The organism is Pseudomonas sp. HLS-6 TE3448, assembly GCF_053629555.1.
Window position 1 is genome coordinate 3,813,337 of record NZ_JBRJIO010000001.1, and the last position, 16,960, is coordinate 3,830,296.

14 protein-coding genes are annotated in these 16,960 nt (G+C 61.7%); 2 read left to right on the plus strand and 12 right to left on the minus strand.

The genetic code is table 11. The features are described from left to right. The 8 genes from paaB to paaF all read right to left on the minus strand — a co-directional run bounded on the left by paaB (window position 1) and on the right by paaF (window position 7,660). Entirely contained in the window at window positions 1-282 is a 282-nt protein-coding gene (gene paaB, locus AB7M23_RS17600; protein WP_454241510.1) for a 1,2-phenylacetyl-CoA epoxidase subunit PaaB, read from the minus strand. Between the two features lie 15 nt (window positions 283-297). Next, window positions 298-1,287 carry a 1,2-phenylacetyl-CoA epoxidase subunit PaaA gene (gene paaA, locus AB7M23_RS17605; RefSeq protein ID WP_065758394.1) on the minus strand — a complete coding sequence of 330 codons (990 nt, stop codon included), beginning with the start codon at window positions 1,285-1,287 and terminating at the stop codon, window positions 298-300. 191 nt (window positions 1,288-1,478) lie between these two features. Beyond that, window positions 1,479-2,789 carry a phenylacetate--CoA ligase PaaK gene (gene paaK, locus AB7M23_RS17610; protein ID WP_099774743.1) on the minus strand — a complete coding sequence of 437 codons (1,311 nt, stop codon included), beginning with the start codon at window positions 2,787-2,789 and terminating at the stop codon, window positions 1,479-1,481. A gap of 94 nt (window positions 2,790-2,883) precedes the next feature. Then, the gene (gene pcaF / locus AB7M23_RS17615; protein ID WP_454241511.1) at window positions 2,884-4,095 is read right to left on the minus strand and encodes a 3-oxoadipyl-CoA thiolase; all 1,212 of its coding nucleotides are present in this window, start codon (window positions 4,093-4,095) and stop codon (window positions 2,884-2,886) included. After that, entirely contained in the window at window positions 4,092-4,532 is a 441-nt protein-coding gene (gene paaI, locus AB7M23_RS17620; RefSeq protein ID WP_454241512.1) for a hydroxyphenylacetyl-CoA thioesterase PaaI, read from the minus strand. Before paaI ends, pcaF begins: the two co-directional genes overlap by 4 nt. Continuing rightward, window positions 4,525-6,042, minus strand: coding sequence for a 3-hydroxyacyl-CoA dehydrogenase PaaH (gene paaH, locus AB7M23_RS17625; protein WP_454241513.1), 1,518 nt, complete (start codon window positions 6,040-6,042; stop codon window positions 4,525-4,527). The genes paaI and paaH overlap by 8 nt, the downstream gene beginning before the upstream one ends. A gap of 2 nt (window positions 6,043-6,044) precedes the next feature. Continuing rightward, on the minus strand, window positions 6,045-6,836 hold the full coding sequence (gene paaG, locus AB7M23_RS17630; protein WP_102052294.1) for a 2-(1,2-epoxy-1,2-dihydrophenyl)acetyl-CoA isomerase PaaG: 792 nt from the start codon (window positions 6,834-6,836) through the stop codon (window positions 6,045-6,047). Window positions 6,837-6,889: 53 nt separating this feature from the next. Further along, window positions 6,890-7,660 (minus strand): 2,3-dehydroadipyl-CoA hydratase PaaF, encoded by a 771-nt coding sequence (paaF, locus tag AB7M23_RS17635; protein WP_454241514.1) that lies wholly within the window; start codon window positions 7,658-7,660, stop codon window positions 6,890-6,892. A 288-nt stretch (window positions 7,661-7,948) separates the two neighbouring features. Here paaF and paaY point away from each other — a divergent pair, with 288 nt between their 5' ends. Beyond that, the gene (paaY, locus tag AB7M23_RS17640) at window positions 7,949-8,548 is read left to right on the plus strand and encodes a phenylacetic acid degradation protein PaaY (RefSeq protein WP_454241515.1); all 600 of its coding nucleotides are present in this window, start codon (window positions 7,949-7,951) and stop codon (window positions 8,546-8,548) included. A 77-nt stretch (window positions 8,549-8,625) separates the two neighbouring features. After that, window positions 8,626-9,588, plus strand: coding sequence for a phenylacetic acid degradation operon negative regulatory protein PaaX (gene paaX, locus AB7M23_RS17645; protein WP_454241516.1), 963 nt, complete (start codon window positions 8,626-8,628; stop codon window positions 9,586-9,588). 11 nt (window positions 9,589-9,599) lie between these two features. Here the strand turns inward: paaX and AB7M23_RS17650 are convergent, their stop codons facing one another. The 4 genes from AB7M23_RS17650 to wecB are packed head-to-tail and all read right to left on the minus strand — an operon-like array spanning window position 9,600 to window position 16,634. After that, the gene (locus AB7M23_RS17650) at window positions 9,600-10,451 is read right to left on the minus strand and encodes a DUF4434 family protein (RefSeq protein WP_454241517.1); all 852 of its coding nucleotides are present in this window, start codon (window positions 10,449-10,451) and stop codon (window positions 9,600-9,602) included. After that, window positions 10,451-13,312, minus strand: coding sequence for an NfrA family protein (locus AB7M23_RS17655; RefSeq protein ID WP_454241518.1), 2,862 nt, complete (start codon window positions 13,310-13,312; stop codon window positions 10,451-10,453). Before AB7M23_RS17655 ends, AB7M23_RS17650 begins: the two co-directional genes overlap by 1 nt. After that, entirely contained in the window at window positions 13,309-15,483 is a 2,175-nt protein-coding gene (gene nfrB, locus AB7M23_RS17660; protein ID WP_454241519.1) for a cyclic di-3',5'-guanylate-activated glycosyltransferase NfrB, read from the minus strand. Before nfrB ends, AB7M23_RS17655 begins: the two co-directional genes overlap by 4 nt. Next, complete coding sequence (gene wecB / locus AB7M23_RS17665) at window positions 15,480-16,634, minus strand: non-hydrolyzing UDP-N-acetylglucosamine 2-epimerase (protein WP_454241520.1); 1,155 nt, start codon at window positions 16,632-16,634, stop codon at window positions 15,480-15,482. Before wecB ends, nfrB begins: the two co-directional genes overlap by 4 nt. Between the last annotated feature and the right edge of the window lie 326 nt (window positions 16,635-16,960).

Consider the following 16,960-nt stretch of genomic DNA (forward strand, 5'->3'; position numbering starts at 1 on the left):
TTACATATGCCCCACTTCAGCCGGCAGCTCATAGAAGCTGGCATGGCGGTAGACCTTGTCTTGGGCGGGGTCGAACAACGGGTCTTTTTCGTCTGGCGACGAGGCGGTGATCAGTGCCGAGGGCACTACCCAGAGGCTCACCCCTTCGTTGCGGCGGGTGTACAGCTCACGGGCATTTTCGATGGCCATGGCGGCGTCGGCGGCATGTACGCTGCCGACATGCTTGTGGTTCAAACCGTGCTTGCTACGCACGAAAACTTCGAAAAGGGTCCACTCGGACATCTCGGCTACTCCAGATCAGGCGGCGTTCTTGTTGTGTTTTTTACGGGCGTGAGCAACGGCGGCGGCACGTACCCAGGCACCGTCTTCGATGGCCTTGCGACGGGTAGCGAGGCGTTCCTGGTTGCAGGGGCCGTTGCCCTTGAGCACCTCGTAGAACTCTTCCCACTGAATCGCACCGAAGTCGTAGTGGCCGCGTTCAGCGTTCCATTTCAGCTCCGGGTCGGGTGCGGTGCAGCCCAACAGTTCCAGTTGCGGTACGGTCTGGTCGATGAAGCGCTGGCGCAGTTCATCGTTGCTCTGGCGCTTGATCTTCCAGGCCATCGATTGCGCGCTGTTGGGTGAGTGTTCGTCGCTTGGGCCGAACATCATCAGGGCAGGCCACCACAGGCGATTGATGGCGTCCTGAACCATGTCCTTCTGTGCCTGGGTACCGTGACGCATCATGGTCAGGAGGATTTCGTAGCCCTGGCGCTGGTGAAAGCTCTCTTCCTTGCAGATACGGATCATTGCCCGCGAGTAGGGGCCGTAACTGGTGCGCTGCAGCACGACCTGGTTGACGATCGCGGCGCCGTCGACCAGCCAGCCAACGGCACCCATGTCCGCCCAGTTCAGGGTCGGGTAGTTGAAGATGCTGGAGTACTTGGCTTTGCCGCTGTGCAGCTTGGCGACTTCTTCGTCACGGTCGGCACCCAGGGTTTCCATGGCGCTGTACAGGTACAGGCCGTGGCCCGCTTCGTCCTGGATCTTGGCCATCAGTTGCAGTTTGCGCTTCAGGCTAGGGGCGCGAGTGACCCAGTTGCCTTCGGGCAGCATGCCGACGATTTCCGAGTGGGCGTGCTGGGAAATCTGTCGAATCAGGGTTTGCCGGTAGGCATCGGGCATCCAGTTCTTCGGTTCGATCTTGATTTCCGCATCGATCTTTTCCTGGAACGCGCGCTCCTGCTCGGACATCTCCTCCAGCGTCTTGAGGCGTTTTACGCCGGTCTCAACCAGTTGTGCGTACATGCTGTGTCTCCAGCCTTGAGGGGTGGGCTTGGGTCTGGCAGTAGTTATAAGTGATACATAATCAAATATCAAACACAAAAATACGTGTCGTATAAAATTTTTGTATCGCTTTTACCCGAACGGCGGGCGAAAAAAAGCCCCGCCGAAGCGAGGCTCTTTTCGTGCTGCTGGAATAGCCCTTATGGGGCGGGTTATGTGCGCTTGTCGAACACCCGACAGGCCTTGCCTTCGGAGCGTTTAATCGAAAACACGGGCTGCAGCACGATACGTGCACTGATGCCGATGTGGGTTTTGATGTGTCGGCTCAGATCGCCGCACAGGGCTTTCTGCTGATCCTCGCCAAGGTGCTGTTGGTCGGGCCTGAGCTCAACGTGTACATCGAGGCTGTCGAGATTGCCATTGCGATACAGATGCATCTCGTAGCACTCGGAAAGCTGTTTTATTTTCAGGACCTGTTCCTCGATCTGGGTCGGGAACACGTTGACACCCCGGATGATCAGCATGTCGTCACTACGTCCGGTGATCTTGTCGATGCGTCGCATCGGTCGGGCAGTGCCAGGCAGCAGGCGAGTGAGGTCGCGGGTGCGATAGCGAATCATCGGCAGCGCCTCTTTGCTCAAGGAGGTGAACACCAGTTCGCCCAACTCACCATCAGGGAGTACCGCCCCGGTCACCGGGTCGATGATTTCGGGATAGAAGTGGTCTTCCCAGACGGTAGGCCCGTCCTTGCTTTCCGCACACTCCATGGCGACGCCCGGCCCCATGATTTCCGAAAGGCCGTAGATGTCCAGGGCCGTGATGCCCAGGCGCGACTCAAGGGCGCTGCGTAGCTCAGGTGTCCAGGGCTCGGCGCCGAAAATACCCAGGCGCAGGGCCAGTTGGTGCGGGTCGATGCCTTGGCGCTCGATTTCATCGGCAATGTTCAGCATGTAGGACGGCGTGACCATGATGATGTCGGGCTGGAAGTCACGGATCAGTTGCACCTGCTTCTCGGTCTGGCCGCCGGACATCGGAATCACTGTACAGCCGAGGCGTTCGGCACCGTAGTGGGCGCCAAGGCCGCCTGTGAACAAGCCATAGCCGTAAGACACGTGAACTTTGTCGCCTTTGCGCCCACCGGCGGCACGGATCGAGCGGGCGACCACGTTGGCCCAGGTGTCAATGTCGTTCTGGGTGTAGCCGACCACGGTTGGCTTGCCGGTGGTGCCGCTGGACGCGTGCAGCCTGACGACATCGTGCATGGGCACGGCGAACATGCCGTAGGGGTAGTTGTCGCGCAGATCGGCCTTGTAGGTAAACGGGAGTTTTGCCAGGTCGTCGAGGCTGCGGATGTCGTCGGGGTGTACGCCGACTTCGTCGAAGCGCTGACGGTACATGGGGACATTCTGGTAGGCGTGACCGAGGCTCCAGCGCAAGCGCTCCAGCTGATGCTGGCGCAGTTGGTCGATGCTGGCGGTTTCCATCGGGTCGAGCACGGCGGCATTGCTGATCTGCATGTTCATGGGTTCACTCAAATTGTTTTTGTAAGGGCCGGGGCTACCGGCCTGAGTGCATGACGCCAAGAATACCTTGGGCGCCATGGCCTGGGGTGTACGTTCAGCCGTCAAGGCGCTCGATGATCAGCGCAATGCCCTGGCCTACACCGATGCACATGGTGCACAGGGCATAGCGCGCCTGACGTTCCTCCAACTCGATCAACGCGGTGGTCACCAGGCGGGCGCCGCTCATGCCCAGCGGGTGCCCCAGCGCGATCGCGCCACCATTGGGGTTGACCCGTGGATCATCGTCGGCGATGCCCAGTTCGCGCAGCACTGCCAACCCTTGTGCGGCAAAGGCTTCATTGAGCTCAATGATATCCATGTCGGCCAGGCTCAGGCCCGACCGCTCCAGAACCTTGCGGGTAGCCGGTACCGGGCCAATGCCCATGATCCGTGGTTCAACCCCGGCGGTGGCCATCGCCACGACCCGGGCGCGAGCTTTCAGGCCATAGCGCTGGGCTTCGGCGCGGCTGGCCAGGAGCAGGGCGCAAGCGCCGTCGTTGACGCCGGAGGCATTGCCTGCGGTGACCGTGCCATTGGCGCGGAACGGGGTACCGAGTTTCTGCAATTGTTCCAGCGTGGTTTCGGCGCGCGGGTGTTCGTCGTATTCGACCACCTTGGGTGGGCCTTTGCGCTGGGCGATCTGGACGGCGATGATTTCCTTGGCCAGTCGGCCACGGGCCTGCGCCGCGGCGGTGCGCTGCTGGCTACGCAAGGCGAACGCGTCCTGATCGGCACGGGAAATGTTGAACTGTTCGGCGACGTTCTCTGCCGTTTCCGGCATGGAATCGATGCCGTACTGCTGTTGCATCAGCGGGTTGACGAAACGCCAGCCAATGGTGGTGTCGAACAGCTCCGCCTGGCGCGAAAAAGCCTGCTCGGCCTTGCCCATGACCAGTGGTGCACGGGACATCGACTCGACGCCTCCGGCCAGCATCAATCCGGCTTCGCCACTGCGAATGGCCCGGGCCGCACTGCCGATGGCATCTAGGCCCGAGCCGCACAGGCGGTTCAGGGTGGTGCCGGGCACGCTCAGCGGCAAACCGGCCAACAGGGCAGACATGCGCGCGACGTTGCGATTGTCTTCGCCCGCCTGGTTGGCGCAGCCGTAGTACACATCGTCAATGGCGCTCCAGTCCAGTTGTGGGTGGCGCTGCATCAGTGCACGCAGCGGAACCGCACCGAGGTCGTCAGCGCGCACGCCACTGAGCGCTCCGGCGTAGCGGCCAATGGGGGTGCGCAGGGCATCAATGATCAATGCGTCGTTCATGCCGGGGTCTCCGTGTTCAGCACGCTGCCGCGCACTTTGTAGGACTTGCCGTGAAACAGGGCGATCAGTTCGCCCTGCTGGTTTTCAATGCGTACGTCGTAGTTGCCGGTACGGCCGCTGCGGCTTTGCTCGGTACACACCGCCGTCAACGTGTCGCCGAGTCGTGCCGGGGCGATGTAGTCGATGCTGCATCCAATCGCCACGGTGGCATCGTTGTAGCTGTTGCAGGCAAAAGCGAAGGCCGAATCCGCCAGGGCGAACAGGTAACCGCCGTGGCAGGTGCCGTGGCCCTGGAGCATGTCCTCGCGCACGCTCATGCCGACCCGCGCACTGCCAGGGGCGGTGGCGAGTAGGCGCATGCCCATGCCCTGGCTGGCCTGGTCGCGTTGGAACAGGGCCTGGGCGCAGCGGCTGGCCAGATCAAGACAGTCATTCATGGAACAGTGCTCCTTCGGCCAGTAGCCGACGCAGTTGCAAAGAAGGACGGTAACGTTCTTCGCCGTAAGCGGCCTGCAGGTTGCCCAGCACCTGGACAACCCGCTCGATACCGATGGCATCCGCCCAGGCCAGGGGGCCGCAGGGATAGTTGACCCCCGCGCACATGGCCAGATCCAGGTCCTTGGCGCTGGCAACGCCTTGCAACAGGGCGTCAGCTGCTTCATTGGCCAGCATGGCGACGGTACGCAGTACGCACAGGCCCGGGCTGTCCCGCAGGGCGCTGACGGCGATACCGGCACGGTTGAGCAGTGCGACGACCTGGTCGCGGGCCAGCGTAGGGGTGTCTGCCGCAGTGCTGATGGCCAACCGAGAGGCTTGTTGGTAATCAAGGGCGATGTCGAGCAGGACCAGGTTGTCCAGACCCTCCTCACGGGCCCGTTGGCTGGCCAATCGACCATCACTCAGCGCCACGGTGGCATCGCCGACCCGCAGCACGCCGCGGCCGGCTCGGCGTACCACGCTGATGCCGCTGGCTGCCAGTCGCGTGACCAGCGGTTCGAGCAGGCCGCTTTCGCCTTCCACGATCAGTTGCTCGACCACGGCGGTGCTGTGCAGGTTGCTCGGCTGGGGGCGCACAGCACCTTCACGGTAGTCATAAAAGCCAAGTCCACGCTTGCGACCCAAGTGGCCAGCGTCGACCAACTCTTTCTGGATCAATGAAGGCTGAAAGCGCATGTCCTGGTAGTAGGCGTCGAACACTGAGCAGGTGACGGCATAGTTGACGTCGTGTCCGATCAGGTCTGTCAGCTCGAAGGCGCCCATGCGAAAACCACCGGCTTCGCGCAACAGTGCATCGAGGCTGGCGCAATCGGCCACTCCCTCCTGCAGCAGACGCAGGCTTTCGGCATAGAACGGGCGAGCCACGCGGTTGACGATAAAGCCCGGCGTCGAGCGGGCCAGCACCGGTGTTTTGCCCCAGGCACGGGCGGTGGCCAGGATACAGGCTGCAACCTCTGGATCGGTGGCCAGGCCGCTGATCACTTCAACCAGGGCCATTAACGGTGCCGGGTTGAAAAAGTGCATGCCGACAACCTGGGCCGGGCGTTGAAGGCCTGCCGCCAGGCGGGTGATGGACAGTGACGAAGTGTTGCTGGCCAGGATGCAGTCACTGCGGCACAGGCCTTCCAGTTCGCTGAACAGTGCCTGCTTGATCTCCAGGTTCTCGACAATGGCCTCGATCACCAGCCCGGCATCGGCCAGAGCCTCAAGGCTATCGGCTGGCTGCAGCCGGGCGATGCAATCGGCCTGAGCGGTGGCCGCCAGCTTGCCGCTGGCAACGCGTTTGGCCAGCTGTTGGTCGATGTTGGCGATCGCCTGCGCGGCCGCGCCCGGACGATTGTCGTACAGCCGTACCGGGTGCCCGGCCTGGGCGGCCACTTGTGCGATGCCGGCCCCCATGGCACCAGCGCCGATCACTGCGATCAGGGTGTGCGGATTCAAGGCGGGCATGTTCAGCACCCCTTGAACACTGGGGTGCGCTTGGCCATGAAGGCGCTCACCCCTTCACGGTAGTCTTCGCTACGCCCGGCCAGGCGCTGGAGGTCGCGCTCGAGCGTCAGTTGCTGCTCGAAGGTGTTGTCCAGGCTGGCGTGCAGGCTACGTTTGATCAGGGCCAGGCCATAGGTCGGCTGAGTCGCCAGGTGTCGGGCCAATTTCAGTGCTTCATCACGCAAGTCAGCATCGTCGACACAGCGGTAGATCAAGCCCCACTCCACGGCCTGCTCGGCGCTCAAACGATCTCCCAGCAGGGCCAGGGCCTTGGCCCGAGCCATGCCGACCAATCGAGGCAGGGCCCAGGTGCCTGCAGAGTCGGGAATCAGGCCAATCTTGCAGAACGCCTGGATGAAGCTCGCGGAGCGGGCGGCCAGCACCAGGTCGCAGGCCAGCGGAATGTTGGCGCCGGCACCGGCTGCCACGCCGTTGACCGCACAGATAACCGGCATTGGCAGCTCACGCAGCGTGCGGATCAACGGGTTGTAGAAACGCTCGATGGATTCGCCCAGGTCTGGCACCGCTGCACCTGGCGCGACATTGCGGTCGCCCAGGTCCTGACCTGCGCAGAAGCCACGCCCCTCGGCAGTGAGTAACAGTACCCGCGCCTCGCCGCTCTGACGCACCGTCTTGAGTGCCTGGCGAACCTCTTCATGCATCTGGGTATTGAAACTGTTCAGTTGCTCAGGGCGATTGAGGCTGAGGCGTGCAACGCCGTCTTCAATGGAAAACAGAATGTGTTCAAACGTCATGGTGGCTGCCTTTGGTTGCAGGTCTGTCAATGTCGCGAAACGGACGCAGGGGCTTACTGGCCGTTGAAGCGGGCTGGGCGTTTTTCCTGGAAGGCGCGAATGCCCTCGTTTCGGTCGGCGGTGCCGGCGAGCAAGGTAAAGGCGTGGCGTTCAAAGCGCAGGCCGCTGGCCAGGTCGAGGTCCTGCGCCTTCAACAGCGCTTCCTTGGCCAGGCGTACCGCCAGCGGGGCCTTGTTGGCGATGGTGTTAGCAATCTGCAGGGCGCGTTCGACCGTCAGCTCTGGTGGTGTGATTTCACTGACCAACCCGGCCTCCAGTGCACGGCGTGCACTGATGGGCTCGCCGCTCAGGACCATCTGCATGGCGAGCGATTTGCCAACTGCGCGCAGTAGCCGTTGGGTGCCGCCTGCGCCCGGCATGATCCCCAGATTGATTTCGGGTTGACCGAACTGGGCATCTTCGCCAGCGATCAGGATGTCCGCGTGCATGGCCAGCTCGCAGCCGCCCCCCAGGGCATAGCCGTTGACTGCAGCGATCAAGGGTTTGGCGAAGCCGGTGATGCGCTGCCAGTGCGCCTGGCGGGGGTCGTTAAGCATGCCGACGAGGTCGCGCTCAGCCATTTCATTGAGGTCGGCGCCTGCCGCAAACGCCTTGCGGCTACCGGTCAGCACCACGGCGCGGATGGTGTCGTCGTGGTTGCAGCGTTCCAGTTCGTTCGCCAGTTCGGCGAGCAGTTCGGTGCTGAGTGCGTTCAGCGCCTGAGGGCGCTGCAGGGTGATCAGGCACACCGCCTGGTGGGATTGCACGGCAAGTGTTTGCGGCATGGCAAGGACTCTCGCAAGGCGGACGCGGCCTTTGGCCGGACTGGTTTTTTGGACGGGCCCCAGGGCCGTTTTTCCAGAGTATAGCCACAACGTGATACGCAAATACAATACTAAAATAAAATAGCGTGTCTTAAATTAGCGTGTCTCTTACTCGCGCCGCGTACTATTTCTGCCGATTTTTCTTGTCGAATGAGTCATTTCTGGATGTTTGGTGCTGTTGCAATGTGATACAAGAAAGACGATTTTTCAGCGAACAAAATTCCAGCTTTAGACGCGAGGAGCGTGCCTATGACGTGTTACAGCCTCGATGGACTGACGCCAGTGGTTCATCCAACGGCTTACGTTCACCCATCCGCCGTGTTGATCGGTGATGTAATCATCGGCCCGCGTTGCTATGTCGGCCCATTGGCCAGCTTGCGCGGTGACTTCGGTCGGATCGTGCTGGAGGAGGGCGCGAACGTTCAGGACACTTGCGTAATGCATGGTTTTCCGGACAGCGACACGGTAGTTGAACGCAATGGCCACGTCGGTCACGGCGCGGTACTGCACGGATGCCGGGTCGGTGCAGATGCCTTGATTGGCATGAATGCAGTGGTGATGGATAACGCGCATATCGCTGCGCGTTCGTTCGTTTCGGCCGGTGCGCTGGTCAAGGCCGGTTTCAGTTGCCCAGAGCAATCGTTGGTGCTGGGCTCACCTGCGCAGGTCAAGCGTCGGCTCAGCGATGAGGAAGTGGCCTGGAAGCAGGCCGGTACTCGCGAATATCAAGTGTTGGCGCAACGCTGCATGGCCTCGCTGCAGGAATGCACGCCACTGAGCGTCGTCGAGGCCGACCGCCGCCGTATCCATGACAGCGGGTTGCGCCCCAAGTCCTCGGGCAGCGCCTGAACAGCGCCCCGGCTGTGCCCTGAATGGTCATTGCTGACTGCCAGGGGTATATTTCTTATTTTTCGACCGGAACGCCCATGTCGTCCCTAGCTCCGCTCACTCAACTGATCGACCGTTTCCAGCAGCAAACGCCCATTCGCGCCAGTTCGTTGATCATCACGCTCTACGGTGATGCCATTGAGCCTCATGGCGGTACCGTGTGGCTGGGAAGCCTGATCCAGCTGCTCGAACCCGTTGGGATCAACGAGCGCTTGATTCGCACATCCATTTTTCGCTTGACCAAGGAGAACTGGCTAACGGCTGAAAAAGTCGGGCGGCGCAGCTATTACAGCTTGACCGGCACGGGACGGCGTCGTTTCGACAAGGCCTTCAAGCGGGTCTACGCCAGCACTTTACCGGCCTGGGACGGCTCGTGGTGCCTGGCAATGTTGACTCAACTGCCGGCCGACAAGCGCAAGCAGGTGCGCGAAGAGTTGGAGTGGCAAGGCTTTGGTGCGATTTCTCCGGTGGTGCTGGCGTGTCCACGTTGCGACCGGGCCGATGTGAACGCCACGCTTCTGGACCTCGGCGCACAGGAAGACACACTGCTGTTCGAGACCACTGCACAGGATGTGATGGCTTCAAAAGCACTGCGCATGCAGGTTCGCGAGAGTTGGAACATCGATGAGTTGGCTGCGCATTACAGCGAGTTCATCCAGTTGTTCCGGCCACTGTGGCAAAGCCTGCGCGAGCAGGAGCAACTCGACCCACAGGAATGCTTCCTGGCGCGCATCCTGCTGATTCATGAGTACCGCAAGCTGCTGCTGCGTGACCCGCAGTTGCCTGACGAATTGCTCCCTGGCGATTGGGAAGGGCGTGCAGCGCGGCAGTTGTGCCGGAATATCTATCGCTTGATCTATGCGGCAGCCGAGCAGTGGCTGGAGTCGGCGATGGAGACCGCCGACGGGCCGTTGCCGGATGCCAGCGCAGGGTTCTACAAGCGCTTTGGTGGCTTGCCGGTCGGCGCCGGGCCTGGCAGCGAAGCCGATACGGCGGACTAGCAGAAGCTGGCTCAGGTACCGTCTGGCGCGGACAGGAGGTGCTTGGCCCACGGCCGGTAATGCAATTCAAACACGGCCTGCGGATGGCAGCTTGTAGTGGTTTGCGGTGGAGCGGGGGTGGCCTTGAACGGTTGACCTTCCGTGCTGGTTTGGCGAAACGCTTCACGGATGATGCCAATCTCGCAGGCGAGCGCTGCCGCATACTGCTGGCGGACGAACTCAGGCAGGCGCCCGGTCCCCGCGCCGTCCTGCCACCATACCGTCAGGCCGAGACGGGCCAATGCCTCCAGCCACTGTGCTTGTCCGTTCGGTGACAGCTTGCCAGTGCTGAAGACACTAAGGTGCATGGGGCCACCTGCTTCGCGCAGGAAGGCTTGCAGCAGCGTGTGCAGCGCCTCACGGCGGTCGGCCTGTTGGAAGTGCAGGTCATCCAGTTCCATGGGCAGGTACCAACCGCTGACCGGAAGCGCCCAGGTGTCCTTTAGCCATTGCTGCTGAGCCAGCGATTGGCCCAGTTGTGCTTTCCAGTAGGCGATCAGGCCCGCGCCGTCCAGTTCGTCGATACGCCTGTAGTAGGCGTCGTCCATGTGCAGCCCGAGTACCAATTGCAGGCCCTGTTCATGGGCCAGGCGCAGGCTGTTGGCGAGCCAACCCTGGGCGCCGCCAAAGTCCTCGCTGCCGTAGCGGCTCCATTGCACGATCAGGGTCTGGACGCCCTGGTTTGCGGTTTCGCGCCAGAGGGTGCGCCACTGTGCCGGGCTCAGCGCCGCATCGCGGCTGAGCGGCTGGTAAAACAGACGTTCGTCAGCATTGACCAGAACACTCAGTATCAGCAGTAGCACGCCCAGTACGTATCGCCGCATCAGAAGTTCAACTCCACGCCCAGGAGCACGCCGTTGGCCCGCTCATATAGATTGCCGCCCAGCGCCTGCTGGTATTCGGTGCGAACTGTCAGATGGCCTCGGTAGGCGTTGTAGCGATCGTCATCGAACCACCATTGCCAGCGCAGGCCGAGGCCGGTGCGCAGGTCCTGACGCCAGTCGTTGCCGGGATCCTGGCTGGAAAACGCCAGAAAACCATAGGGCATCAGTGTTTGCGGGCGGGTAGATGGCAGTTTCCAGGTATGTCCCTGCTGGAAGCGTGATGTCCACTGGTGTTCGCCAGCGTGCGTCCACCAGGCAGCGTCCAGATAGAGAAACCGTTCATTCCAGTGGTTCTCCTCGACACGCCAGTCATTGCGGTAGTCACCTTGATCAAGGAACGAAGCAGTCGCGCGTATCAGCAGGTCATTGCTGCTCTGGGCATTGCCGCGCAGGTCGCCATAGTTGTCAGCGACCTTGCCGGGGCTGAGCAGTTGGCCGAGGCTGAGGCCGCTGTAGTGCTGATCGTCGATCTGGCGTTGCTGGTACAACTCGGCGTACAGGTTCAGGTTGGTGGTGCCCAAGGGCTTGTAGCGCAGGCCGAGCCCGGTCCCCATGCTTTGGGCATAGTGGCTGCGGTCCTGGCCGCCGAACAGCACTCGGCCATACACCGACAGTGTGCTGCCGTTGCGGCTCGGCTCATCACCCAGGGCATGGTCCCACAGGGCCAGCTGAACGTTTTGCGAGGCAGCACGGCGTTGCGGGTTGTTGCTGCGCAGGGTGTCGTTGGTCGAGACGCCCGCCGGCGACCAGGTGCTGGCCACGCTGATGCTGTCGCGTTGCGAAAGGCTTTGATGGGCGCGGCGTTGCCGGTACACACGGGCGGCAAGGCGGGTGTCATCGGTTCCGTCGTCCACCATGTTCTGTTCCAGGTCGATGATACGGCGCAGTTCCTGGCGGGCGGCCGCGCTGTTTTCAACCTCGTCGTAGCGCCAGGCCAGGGTTTCGCCGATGCGGTAGTCTTCTGGAAAGTCGTGGCTGGCCTGTATCAGGTAGGGCAGCGATTGCCTGCGCAGTTGTGGTGTGTCGGCGGCGGCCAGTCGCACGCCGTAGTCGGCGCGATAGCGCGGATTGTCGGGGGCGAGCCGTGCCGCTTCTGCCAGCCATTCACGGCTCTGCTGCGGGTCGTTGGCGTGTTGTGCGGTCACGGAGGCTGCATAGTAGTGATCGGCGCGCGGCTGATGGCGCAGGGCTTCGCGTTGCAGGGCCATGGCTTCGGCGAAAGCGCCACGGCGTTGCGCAATGGCCGCGCCCAATGCCCAGTCGTCGGCGCTGCTGTGTGGCGCAGCACGCCAATGCTCCCAGGCCTCTTGAGTGTGGTTGCTGTTCAAGGCGCTACGGGCGGCGGTGAGTCGGGCATTGGCGGTCCACTGATCGGAGGGCAGTTGCTGCCAGATCCTGTAGGCGGCTTCGGCGTCGCCCGCCGCGTCCAGTGCATAGGCCAATGGCACTTGGCTGGCCGGGTCGCCACGGCGTACGGCCGCCTGGTAATAGGCGACGGCCTCGCCGGGGCGTTCTGGCATCGCGCAGCGGCCCAGCGCACGCAACTCACCGATTTCACGAGGTATTGGCGGAGTCGCAGCGCGAACGACCTCGCAGTGACCACTCTGTGCCAAGCGTGCCAGCAGTTGCTCGCGGCTGGCGCTGTCGAGTTGCGGGATCAGGGTTTTCGCACGGCCTGCATCCAGTGGTCTGTCGACGCGGCTGTACAAACCACCTAACCGTTGCAGTAACACCGGTGGCCAGGCGCCTTGGCGACGGTCGTAGGCCTGTTCGAGCAGTTGTTGTGCACGGTCATCCTGATGGTGTGTGAGTTGCAGGTATGTCGCCTGATCCAGCGCCTCCAGGCTACCGTTGAGGTGGTAAAGGCGCTCCCAGGCATCAATGGCTTCACCCGGGCGATCGAGAGGATGCGCCACTGCTTCGACCGGCAGGCGTTGGGCCAAGGCCCTGCGGTCGCTTTGCTCGACGAGTTCCCTCAGTTGCTGACGCCGTTGCGGTTGCTCAAGGTCCTGCTTGGGTAATGCTTGCAGCCAGCGCAGCGCCAGGTTTTTTTGATCCAGCGCGATGGCTCGGTCGATCATTGCCAGGCGCATTTGGCGTGCCGCTTCGGCAGACGGCGGCTTGGCCAACAGTGCGCTCAGTGCTGTTTCGTCCAGGCGCTGGACGTAGGCATTGGCCAGGCGCCGCCACGGTTCTTCAGGCAACGGCCCGCGCGCGGCCAAAGGCGCGAGCTGTGCGATGGTTTGCTCACTGTTGTGCAGTTGCTCGGCCCAGTTGGCGCGCGCCATGCGCAGCAGACGATCATCACCTTTGCCTGGCAGTTGGTCGAGCCAGTCCAATGCCCGTTGGGCGCCCCCGAATTTGGCCAGGCTCAGGCTATAGGCTTGCCATAAGCGTATGCGTTGTGTGAGGTCACTGTCCGCGATCCAGCGCTCGACCTGGCTTTTACCGGGCGGGTCTTGCTCAATCCAGGTCAGGCGCAGTTGCAGCAGGGCGTCGGCGTGATCTGCGCTGGCGTCAAAGGCTTCGGCGACCTGTTCAGCCTCGCGGTAGCGTCGTTGCCGGGTAAGCGCCTCGATCAGAAGGGCGCGTGCATCATCGTTGTTGGGCACTTTCTCCAGCAGGTACCGGGTCAACCGCTCGACCTCTTGCCAGTTGTTGTTGCGCGCCTCGCGGTAGCTGCGGTCCATATAGGGGAAGCTGCGGAATCGCTCAAAACTACTGAGCGGCGCGGCGAGCGTCTGTGAACTGATACACGCCACCAGCAGGCTGGCAGCAATCAGCAGTGGACGTCGTTTCATGCCACTTCCTGCGCCATCTGATAGGCGATCCGCAGCTCGGCGGCCTGCTCGGCCAGCGTTTCCTTAAGAACCTCGGCGGTAATCAAACCGCGCGCCACCAGGTGCTCGCCGATGGACATCTGCTCCGGGTTGTAGTCAATGAGTACCTGATTGAACAAGCTGGTTGGCAAGATGCCACGCACCTGCAGCAGTGCGCCAAGCATGACCTGGTGATGGCTGACCCGCTCAAGGAGCGCAGCGTCGTCCTGATGCTTGGCCAGCACTGCGAGCATTTGCCGCGTGTCCTCCGGTTGCCAAGGGCTTGGGTAGTGATAACTCAATCCCAGGGTGACTCGCCCCTGGGGGGCCAGTTGGCAGCGTACGGGACGTTTCAACTGGCGACTGATCACACCCAGCGCTACCTGGCTGACAGGCCCCTCGCTGGCCAGAACCAGCGTCGGGCCGTCTTCAGCGACCGGCAGCACCGCATAAAGAATAGCCAGCCGACGAGGCAACTGGGCAATCAGCGCCGGGGTAATGTTGAACGGGTTGAGCGGCGCCCACGCCATGTCAAATTGCTCGGCAAGTGCCTGGACCAACTGCTCGCTGTCGATCAACCCTCGCAATAGCAGCTCACGCCCCAGGCGCCGGCGTACCGGGCTGGTCAGGGCATCCTGCAGTTGTGCTTCACTGATCAGCCCCTTGGCGACCAAACGCTGCCCCAACGGTTCGCGCATGGGGGTGGTCAGGGCCGGAAACTCGTGAGTGGTCTTGTCCCAGGCGACCCGTCGCGAGTCGCCCATCTCCAGGACTTGGCGCAGGGCACGCAGGTTGGCGAAAAAATTGACGAAATTGCTCCACATCATTCGGGGTGCCGAAAGCAGGCCCTCAATGATGCCGTAGTAACGGGTGACGAAATAACCGCGCTGAAGCAAACGATTGATCAACAGCAGGCCGTTGAGCCAGAGCAGTGTCGACAACAGGGCGCTGTCGGACAGGATGGACGGGAAGCGCCAGGCGTCGGGCGCGATTACCGTCACCAGCCACATGGCCAGCAACACCAGGAACAACAGGTTAACCAGAAAGCTCAGCAGGTAGGCAAACAGCCCGCGGCGATCACGCCAGAGGAAGTAGTTGAGTGCCCCGATGCGGCTCCAGCCCAGGTTGCTGGTGCCCTGAAAGACGATCCCCACGATCCAGCGCGACTTCTGGCGGATCGCGTTTCGCCAGTCACGCGGGAAGTGTTCGCGCACGCAGATAACCTGGGCAAATTCACGGCTCATGCCCCAATGCCACTCGCGCTTGAGCGCCAGTTGCGGGTCGCTTATCGAATAGCGGGCAAAGATGCACTTCATGCCTTTGTGCTTGAGCCTGAAGCCGATGTCGTAGTCTTCGGTCAGGCTCTGTACATCGAATGCGATACCGTCGCCGTCTTCAAGCAGTGCCGTGATAGCCCGGCGGCTGAAGCAGGTACCGACACCTGCGCTGGGAACCTGGCCGCTGAGCGCTTCGCGGACAATGACATCCTTGCCATGGTTTTCGGCGAACTCATCGACGTAATGACCCGCCGTGAACCCGTGCCATTGGGGGGCGAAGGGGTAGACCGGTATCTGAATCATGTCCTTGTCGGGCAGCAAGTAGTTGAACAGCCGCAACTCCATCGGCGAGATGACATCCTCGGCGTCATGCAGGATGAAACCGGCGAACTCGATCCTCGCATCGCGCTGGAAGCGCAGGATCGCGTCGATGATGTTGTTCAGGCAGTCGGCCTTGCTGGTGGGACCGGGGCGGGCACAGATGACTTTGTGAACGTTGGGATAATGCAGGCACACCGCATCGACATCGGCCTGGGTTTGCGGGTCGTTGGGGTAGGTGCCGACAAAAATCTGGTAGTTCTCGTAATCGAGGGTCGAGGCTGCCAGGCGCGCCATCTCGCCAACGACGCCCACTTCGTGCCAGGCCGGCACCATGATTGCCAGCGGTTTTTCCGGTACCTCGAACAGGCGGCGCTCGTCGGCGCGCGCATATTTGTCATAGATGCGAAAGCGTCGTACGAGTTTGCGCAACCAATAGATCAGGTCGATGAACAGATCGTCGAGCCCGAGCAGGAACATCAGGCTGGCCAGTACGATGGCCAGCAGCTTGAGGCCGAACAGCACGTAGGTCAGGGCGTCGACCAGGCCCAGGCTCATGGCATCTCTCGCCCGTTGGCGTTGTCCTCGAGCCAGCGGCTCAGTCGTTCGGCAATGCGCTCGCTGGCATGCCCGTCACCGTAAGGGCTGAGCACCCGGCTCATGTGGTGGTAGAGGTCGGGCTCTTCAAGCAGGCGGCTGGTTTCCTTGACGATCCGTTCGGTCTGAGTGCCCACCAGCAATACCGTGCCACCCTCCAGCACCGAGGGGCGCTCTGTTACCTTGCGCAGCACCAGCAGTGGCTTGCCCAGTGCCGGTGCTTCTTCCTGTATTCCTCCGGAATCGCTCAGGATCAGGTAGGCGCGGTCCATCAGCCAGACAAAGTGTCGATAGTCCTGAGGTGCGACCAACAGGATGTTCGGCTGATGCGAAAGCACCGAATAGACGGCCTTCTGGACGTGCGGATTAAGATGCACCGGGTAGACGAACTGAACATCGGGGTAACGCAGGGCCAGTTCGGCTATGGCCAGGCAGATACGCTCAAAGCCATGCCCGAAGTTTTCCCGGCGATGGCCAGTGATCAGCACCATGCGCTGGTCATCGCGCAAGGCCGACAGTGGCGAGCCGGTTGCCGGTTTCCAGTGGCTGCTCTTGAGGTGTTCGCGCATCCACAGCAAGGCATCGATGACTGTATTGCCGGTCACTTCGATCTGCTCCAGCACGATCCCTTCGTGCAGCAGGTTATCGCGGGCCTTCTTGGTTGGGGGGAAATGCAGGTCGGCGATGATCGTGGTCAGACGACGATTGGCTTCCTCGGGCCAGGGCGCCTTGAGGTTTCCGGTACGCAGGCCGGCCTCGACATGGGCAATCGGGATATGGCGGTTGAAGGCGCAGAGCGCAGCGATGAAGCTGGTGGTGGTGTCGCCGTGAACAAGGACGATATCCGGTTTCACCTGCTCGTAGTAAAGGTCGAGTTTACCCAGCAACTGTTGGGATAATCCGTTGAGGCTCTGGTTGTCGGTCATGACCTGAAGGTCGATGTCGACGGTCAGGCCGAAGTCCTTCAGAACGTGATTGAGCATTTCCCGGTGTTGCCCGCTGGAGCAGATGTTCAGCGCTATGTCGGGCCATTGGCGCAATACCCTCGCCAGCGGCGCCATCTTGATCGCTTCGGGGCGTGTGCCGAAAACCATCATGACTTTATAGGGCATGTTCGTGCTCCTCATAGCCTCCTTGCGCGTGCTAAAAGTTGTACGGTAATCATTTCCTGTAAAGGTTAGATACAAGCAGTTGCCCGAAAGCTTGTCCAATCGCTTGGTCGGACGCTTGAGGCCAAGCAGCGTAGCAGGCCTGGCACAAGTCATTGACGTAGGGGGGATACCTGAGCTAGTTTCCTGTTCATGACTTTACTCCCGCATTTGCCTCAGCACAGCATTATTACCGCCATTATCGTTTTGGCGGGCTAGCTGGCACTTGCACCGAACCCGCCCTGGAGGCGGGTTCTTTCTCTCTCTCCTGGGCACTTTGAAAAAAACCA

What these genes read in the sequence shown, in the direction of transcription:
- paaB (WP_454241510.1), bottom strand. Translation starts at nt 282, where the DNA reads ATGTCCGAGTGGACCCTTTTCGAAGTTTTCGTGCGTAGCAAGCACGGT.
- paaY (WP_454241515.1), top strand. Translation starts at nt 7,949, where the DNA reads ATGACGTGTTACAGCCTCGATGGACTGACGCCAGTGGTTCATCCAACG.
- nfrB (WP_454241519.1), bottom strand. Translation starts at nt 15,483, where the DNA reads ATGAGCCTGGGCCTGGTCGACGCCCTGACCTACGTGCTGTTCGGCCTC.
- AB7M23_RS17650 (WP_454241517.1), bottom strand. Translation starts at nt 10,451, where the DNA reads ATGCGGCGATACGTACTGGGCGTGCTACTGCTGATACTGAGTGTTCTG.
- AB7M23_RS17655 (WP_454241518.1), bottom strand. Translation starts at nt 13,312, where the DNA reads ATGAAACGACGTCCACTGCTGATTGCTGCCAGCCTGCTGGTGGCGTGT.
- paaA (WP_065758394.1), bottom strand. Translation starts at nt 1,287, where the DNA reads ATGTACGCACAACTGGTTGAGACCGGCGTAAAACGCCTCAAGACGCTG.
- pcaF (WP_454241511.1), bottom strand. Translation starts at nt 4,095, where the DNA reads ATGAACGACGCATTGATCATTGATGCCCTGCGCACCCCCATTGGCCGC.
- paaI (WP_454241512.1), bottom strand. Translation starts at nt 4,532, where the DNA reads ATGAATGACTGTCTTGATCTGGCCAGCCGCTGCGCCCAGGCCCTGTTC.
- paaK (WP_099774743.1), bottom strand. Translation starts at nt 2,789, where the DNA reads ATGAACATGCAGATCAGCAATGCCGCCGTGCTCGACCCGATGGAAACC.
- paaG (WP_102052294.1), bottom strand. Translation starts at nt 6,836, where the DNA reads ATGACGTTTGAACACATTCTGTTTTCCATTGAAGACGGCGTTGCACGC.
- paaF (WP_454241514.1), bottom strand. Translation starts at nt 7,660, where the DNA reads ATGCCGCAAACACTTGCCGTGCAATCCCACCAGGCGGTGTGCCTGATC.
- wecB (WP_454241520.1), bottom strand. Translation starts at nt 16,634, where the DNA reads ATGCCCTATAAAGTCATGATGGTTTTCGGCACACGCCCCGAAGCGATC.
- paaH (WP_454241513.1), bottom strand. Translation starts at nt 6,042, where the DNA reads ATGCCCGCCTTGAATCCGCACACCCTGATCGCAGTGATCGGCGCTGGT.
- paaX (WP_454241516.1), top strand. Translation starts at nt 8,626, where the DNA reads ATGTCGTCCCTAGCTCCGCTCACTCAACTGATCGACCGTTTCCAGCAG.